The 6,363-nt window shown below is 67.0% G+C and carries 4 protein-coding genes and 1 pseudogene; all 5 read left to right on the top strand.

Going from position 1 to position 6,363, the window contains the following annotated elements; all coding sequences use genetic code 11:
• Nucleotides 1–985 precede the first annotated feature (985 nt).
• The gene (locus OP79_RS48255; RefSeq protein ID WP_169786273.1) at nt 986–3,199 is read left to right on the top strand and encodes a CHAT domain-containing protein; all 2,214 of its coding nucleotides are present in this window, start codon (nt 986–988) and stop codon (nt 3,197–3,199) included.
• Between the two features lie 3 nt (nt 3,200–3,202).
• On the top strand, nt 3,203–3,697 hold the full coding sequence (locus OP79_RS48260) for a hypothetical protein (protein ID WP_051745879.1): 495 nt from the start codon (nt 3,203–3,205) through the stop codon (nt 3,695–3,697).
• 176 nt (nt 3,698–3,873) lie between these two features.
• Nucleotides 3,874–4,735: pseudogene (locus OP79_RS58825) on the top strand (IS701 family transposase); the annotation flags it as partial.
• Nucleotides 4,736–5,010: 275 nt separating this feature from the next.
• On the top strand, nt 5,011–5,319 hold the full coding sequence (locus tag OP79_RS48270; protein WP_033329589.1) for a transposase: 309 nt from the start codon (nt 5,011–5,013) through the stop codon (nt 5,317–5,319).
• A complete protein-coding gene (locus tag OP79_RS48275) occupies nt 5,316–6,233 on the top strand; it encodes an IS3 family transposase (RefSeq protein ID WP_033329590.1) in 918 nt (305 codons plus the stop codon). Before OP79_RS48270 ends, OP79_RS48275 begins: the two co-directional genes overlap by 4 nt.
• The last annotated feature ends 130 nt before the right edge of the window (nt 6,234–6,363 follow it).

A 6,363-nucleotide genomic window follows, 5' to 3' on the forward strand; every position in this document is an offset into this window, starting at 1 on the left:
GCCAAGACCCGATAAGTCAGACGCACTTGCAGCCACCCGCACCACCCCCGGCACCGACTCCCAACCAGCCTACGCCCACAGCAAAAGCAACGGCATTGGCCCTAGCGCTTGTCTATGGTGTGGCCGGAGATTGGCAGCGCATGGACCGGCACGCCACAGAGGCTCTGTCCCTCGCGCCGGATGTGGAGTCCCGGGCTGCGTTTCAAGCCCGTTATGACATGGTGCGTGGAAAGTGACATCCACTGACCTCATCATCGAGCGCCTGATCCTGCTGGATCAGCTCAAGCATCTGCCCGCATTCCTGGAGGCCGAGCTCCCGTTCGACGGCACGCAGTTGCTGGCAGGGTTGCGGGCGCGGGCGGCGGGCGCCGAGGTGAGTGGGCGTCACGCCGAGGCCGACTTCCTACGGATGCTGATTCCACAGGTAGAAGCCGCCAGTCCGCGGTCGGCCCTTGCGGACACCGGAACGCCGACCACACCGAGGGATCTGCTGGACCGGCTGCTCGCCTTCGACTCCCTCCTGGATCAGTACCTCTGTGCGCGCCGTCACCAACAACTGGCACAAGCGGCTCCACCATTGTTGCGGTCCTGGTTCGCAGGTGCGCAACGCTCGGAGACGGACCGGCACGCCGCAGCCTGCGCCGTCATCGGAGTGATGTGGGGCGGGCCGGAGGAACGAGTCCTCGGCCGGCTGTTCTGGTCGGCGCTGCTACGCCGGAAAGGGGCAACGCGGGCGGCACTCCGGCACCTTGACCGGGCGGAGCCGGACAGCACGGCGTGCGGGGTCGAGGTCCGCCTGCAGTGGCTGGGTGCCCGCATGGCGTTGGCCGATGCAAGTGGAGACCTGGAGGGGGCTGTCCGTCAGGCGGAGGAGGGCCTGGCCATCGCAGAGGCACAGGGCCAGACACCGGCCGCCCAGGCGTTTCACCGGACACTCGCCGGGTGCCTCCGCTCCCTGGGCCGGACCAGCGCGGCCCTATCTCACGTGAACTCCGCCCTGGACATGCTGCCCGACCATGCGTTGCTCTCGGGCGTACAGTCGGAATTGTTGAACCTCCGTGGCCTGATCCAGGAGGACCTCGGGGAGTACGACCTCGGTGCAGCCGACTACGCTGCCGCGATGGCGGCAGCGGAACACGTCGGGGACGAGCGGCGTCGATTCGCCGCCGAGACGAATCATGCCGCGTCCCTGTTGAAGGCGGGACGGCAGCGCGAAGCGCTCCAGGCCTTCGAACAGCTCCTGGTCGACGCCCGGCGTCAACACCGCGTGCGCAGAGTATCGGCCACGCTCAACAACATCGGCCAGATCCGCCTCGAGATGGGGGACGCCGCTGGTGCCCGCGAGTGCTTCCGCGACGCCATCAACGCGCGGCCCACCCTGCCACAGGGCGACCGAGGGGAAACGATCAGCCTGTTCGGCCTCGGCGATGCGTTGTCCGCCCTCGGCGACGACGAATCAGCTGAACAGCTGTACCTCCTTGCGCTCACCACGGGGATCACCGCCGGGCACTACGAGACTGCGATCGTCGACTACGCGTTGCGCAGCCAGAAGGACGAGAACAAGGACCGCGCGGAGTACATGGGCCTGCTGGCAGATGCCTACGGGCAGTCTTCCTGGCCTCAGAAGGCGGTCATCGGGTCGCAACTCGCCGACGAGACCATCCGCGCGGGTCAGGAGGAGGAAGGGCGGCAACTTTTTGCCGACCTCTTGGAGGAGGCTACGGCCCGCGACGCCGAGAGCTTGGAGTGCCTGCACCTCCGGACGAGCTTTGCCTCCGCACTCGCCGGCGCTCTCGGAGAGCCGGAGTCGGCACTCGACGAGTTTCAGCACGCCCGTCGGCACGTACAGCGGCTCCTCGCGCGCACCCAGGTCCCGGAACGGCGTGCCGAACTGGTGAGTGAGCACTTCAGCGTCTACGAGGGACTCCTCGCGCTTCTGGTGGGCGCCCCGGACGCGTTGGGACTCACCGCGCGTGAAGCCTGGGGGCTTGCGTTCGACCTGCACGAGGAAGCGAAGTCTCCGACCACGCTCGCGCGCCTGGCGACGATTCCGCTACGATCCGCCGAGGTGGGTGCCCTGCTTGCCGAAGTTGCGCCACCTGAGGGCATGGCCTTCGTGTCTTTCTTCTGTGGTAGCGAGTACACCTACTGGTTCGTCATCGGCACAGACGTCGAGCTGCGGGCCGAGAGGGTGCGCATCGGCCGGGACGAACTCCAGGGTGCCGCTGAGGAACTCCGCCGGACTTTCAACGGTGATCCGCAGGGCTTCCCGCCCCTGGCCCCCATCAGGCCACGATCTCCGCAGCGCCGGAGTATTGCATTCCTGGACTTGCTCGGGCCTCGCCTGACCGCTTTCGCCAGCTTCACGAATCCACAGACCCTGATCTGTGTGTCACCTCACGGTCCACTTCATCTGCTGCCGTTACATGGTTTGCCCATGGCGGACGGCGCTCGGCTCGTGGAACGCAACTGCCTTACCTATTGCCCGAGCTTGAGCGCGCTGGCGCCCGTGCTGCGCAGGAACACCCCGCTGCCGCGCTGCGGGCGAGCCCTGTTTGTCGGCGTCGCCGCCCAGGAGGATCCGAACCCCGCGCTGTTCCAGACGGACGGCGCACTGCTGGAGGCTGCGGGCTGGAGCGTCACGCGATTCACCGGCACGGACGCCCAGCCGGCGATCGTTCTCGATGCACTGCGCACCGTCGACGTCGCGCACTTCACCTGCCACGGCTATACGGACCCGGCAAACCCGCTGGAGTCGGGACTCGTCCTCTCTCCCCACGGCACGCCGGTGCCGCCCACGAAACACATCCGACGCCTGTCGGTCGCGCAACGAAGCAACACGCTCCTACGGCCGTCCGAGCTCCTCGACCTCGAGTCGCTTCCGGCCCTGCTCACCCTGCGAGCCTGCTCCTCAGCATGGCAGGCTGAAACGAACCGCGGTGACGAGTTCGCAGGACTCACCCGGGTGTTCTTGCAGGTGGGAGCGCGCTCGGTGCTGTCCACTCTCTGGAATGTCGACCAGGAGAGCTCGGGTCAGCTCGTGTCCGCTCTCTACTCACGAATCAAGGCAGCCCCGAGCTCTCCCCTCTGGACCTGTTACTGGCATGCCCAGAAAGAATTGCTCGGTCGTTCCGATGCCCCGTGGCTCGCTCACCCCTACCACTTCGCCCCCATGGTGCTGAGCGGAGACTGGAGATAGCAGATGTCACTGATCGACGCCCTCGACGACCGTTCCCTGGTCCTTGTCCTCCAGGAGTTCACCGAGGACTTGCAGGACGCCTCCGCGCGCTCCGTGCAGCTGACGGAGTTCGAGTCCCGCGAGGCCCTCCGGGCGCTGACTGCCAGGGCTGACCTGGACGGCGTGTTCGACGACGAGGCAGCAGCCCTGGCTGCCGCCCGCCGTCTTCTCGCCGTTGCCCTCGATGACTCCGAAACCGCCGCGGTCGCGATCCCGATCGTCGAGGATCCGCCCGCCGACGACCAACTCGCCGTGGAGACCGCAGCCGCGGGCATGGTCGTGTTGGCAGCCCTGATCTCTTGGCTGCAGACCAAGGTGGACATCAAGATCCACCGGAAGGACGGCAAGACAGAGTTCCTGTTCCACCTACGCAAGGCGGCGACCGATCCCGAGACCCTCAAGAACCTTACGAATACCGCAACGCAGGTTCTGACAGGTAACGATCCGTCACAGCCCTGAGGGACTCGCCCTGCTCCGACCAGCCTGGGGTAAATCCCTCATGACCTGCACCAGATCGCGGTTACACCGTTACTCGGCCCGGCTGCCCGAACCTTGAAACAACTGCAGGTCCGCTTGGCGTCCGCCGAGATCCACTCCGCTGATCAGCTGTGACGGTTATTCATTTACAAGCCCCCGGCCGCACCGAGAACTGCCAGATCGGCGTCTTCGCCGCCTATGCCAGCTCCGCCGGCCGTGCTCTGGTGGACCGGGAGCTGTACCTGCCCAAGTCCTGGACCGACGACCGTGAACGCTGTCGCGCGGCGAAGGTTCCCGACGAGCGCGAGTTCGCCACCAAGAACACCCTCGCGGCGACGATCGTCCGCAGGGCACTGTCCTTGCCGCTGCCGATCGCCTGGGTGACGGCGGATGCCGCCTATGGACAGGACAACCGCTTCCGCCGGATGCTGGAAACATCCGGCGTCGGCTACGTGCTCGCCGTTCCGAAGTCCCAGTTCTCGCTGGCCGGACCACGCATCGACACGGTGTTCGAGCAAGCCCCTGACCAGGCGTGGGAGCGCCGTTCCTGTGGCGCGGGAGCCAAGGGGCAGCGTGAGTACGACTGGGCGGCCGTGCAGTTGCGACCGGTGGCCGAGTACGACCACCAGGACGGCGTGCTGATCCGTCGGCGGTGGGCGCTGGCACGGCGCAGCGTGAACCGGCCGGACGAGCTACCTCGGCTACGCGCCGCTGGATGTCGGCGTGGACGTGCTGGTGCGGGTGGCCGGGCTCCGGTGGGCGATCGAGGAGTGTTTCCAGGCGGCGAAGAACGAGTGCGGCCTGGACCAGTACGAGGTGCGCCGCTATGTCGGCTGGTACCGGCACATCACGCTCGCGATGCTTGCGCACGCCTTCCTCGCGGCGATGACCGCGCAGGAGGGCGAAAAGGGGGCTGCACTGGTGAGGAGGCTGAGATCATCGAGCTCACCGTGGCAGAAGTGCGGCGACTCCTGGCAGCTTGCGCTCCCCGACGCCCCCGTGCCCGTACTCACGCGCTGAGTTGGTCGCGCTGGCGCCGACGACGCCAGGCGGTGGCCCGCCACTGCCACTATCGCCGTCGCGGGCACTCCTTCGAGGGACGGGTAGGCAGAAACCGCCCGTGACGACTGCCCGCCCGCTACACTCCCACCGCTCGACGTTCCCCCAGGTCAAGCCACGAAGTACTGCTGGAGTACTAGGTCTCGGCGCGACCGGGCTGACGGCAACGGCACCCAAGGTCTGCGACGCGGAGACTGAGTACAACTGCGCCAACATCGAGCCGCTGGCCGGAGCACATGGCTGCTCCCAGGAAATACTCGCTGGAGTTGCGCGAGCGTGCGGTGCGGATGTACCGCACCTCCGACCCCAAGCCGCAGATCAAGAAACTCGCCGTCGATCTCGGCGTCCACCCCGAGGCCCTGCGCGGCTGGATCCGTCAGGCCGAGGCCGATGCCGGCGAGCGGGATGACCGGCTGACCACCGACGAACGCGCCGAGCTGGTGGCCCTGCGCAAGGAGAACGCCCAGCTCAAGCGGGCGAACGACGTTCTGCGGACGGCCTCGGCGTTTTTCGCGGCGCAACTCGACCCGACCCGGCCCAGGTGACCGCGCTCCTCGACGAGCATCCACACCTGGGAGTCGAGTGCGTACTTCGGGAACTGCACATCGCCTCCTCCACCTACTACCGCTGGCGCCATGCCGAGCGCGAGCCGTGCGAACGCGTGCGCCGGGACGCCGAGCTGACCGAGCAGATCAAGCGAATCCACGGCGATTCCGGCGGGATCTACGGCTCGCCGCGCGTCCACGCGACCTTGAAGCGCGAAGGCGTCCATGTGGGACGCAAGCGCGTCGAGCGGCTGATGCGCGAGGCCGACATCGCGGGCATCAGCCCGCGGCGGGACGGCTTCACGCGACGGGATCCCAAGGCCACCCTGGCCCCGGACCTGGTCGAGCGCGACTTCACGGCGCCCACGCCGAACCGGCTGTGGGTCACCGACCTCACGATGATCCCCACCAGAGAGGGGCCCCTGTGGCTCTCGGCGATCCGGGACGCGTTCTCCCGGCGGGTGGTGGCATGGGAGACCTCCGCCCGCGCGGACGCCGACCTGGTGCTGTCCACGCTCGAGTACGCCCTCGCCTCCCGCGAGGTCGAGCCCGGACAGCTCATTCACCACGCGGATCACGGCTGTCAATACACGTCGATCAAGCTCACAACTCGCCTACTGCGAGCGGGAATTCAAGCGTCCATGGGCTCGGTCGGAGACTCGTACGACAACGCCCTCGCGGAGAACCTTTGGATGCTGATCAAGACAGAGTGCATCCGCGGCCGCGTCTTCACCACCCGCGCCGAGGCCAACCTCGCGCTCTTCGAGTACATCGACGGCTTCTATAACAGCCGACGGATCCAGAAACGGCTCGGCTACCTCAGCCCCATCGAGTTCGAGGAGAAGCACTACGCCGACCAGGCAGCGACCGAACCAGTGAACCTGAAACCCCGTCAACCCGCCCTGACCAGCTGATCAGCACCTCCCGCACACAGGGGGAACCTCAGTCCTGAAGACGAGCAACGCCGAGATCAGCCACGTCGACCTCAAGGACCCCACTCACCTGACGATGGGGTACGTCCAGGCCATCGTGGGCGCCTCGGAC

The organism is Streptomyces yerevanensis, assembly GCF_000716805.1.
Classification (GTDB): Bacteria; Actinomycetota; Actinomycetes; order Streptomycetales; family Streptomycetaceae; genus Streptomyces; species Streptomyces flaveus.

Bases quoted from the DNA above. Each gene is read 5' to 3' on its own strand.
- OP79_RS48260 (WP_051745879.1), top strand. From the start codon at position 3,203: ATGTCACTGATCGACGCCCTCGACGACCGTTCCCTGGTCCTTGTCCTC.
- OP79_RS48270 (WP_033329589.1), top strand. From the start codon at position 5,011: ATGGCTGCTCCCAGGAAATACTCGCTGGAGTTGCGCGAGCGTGCGGTG.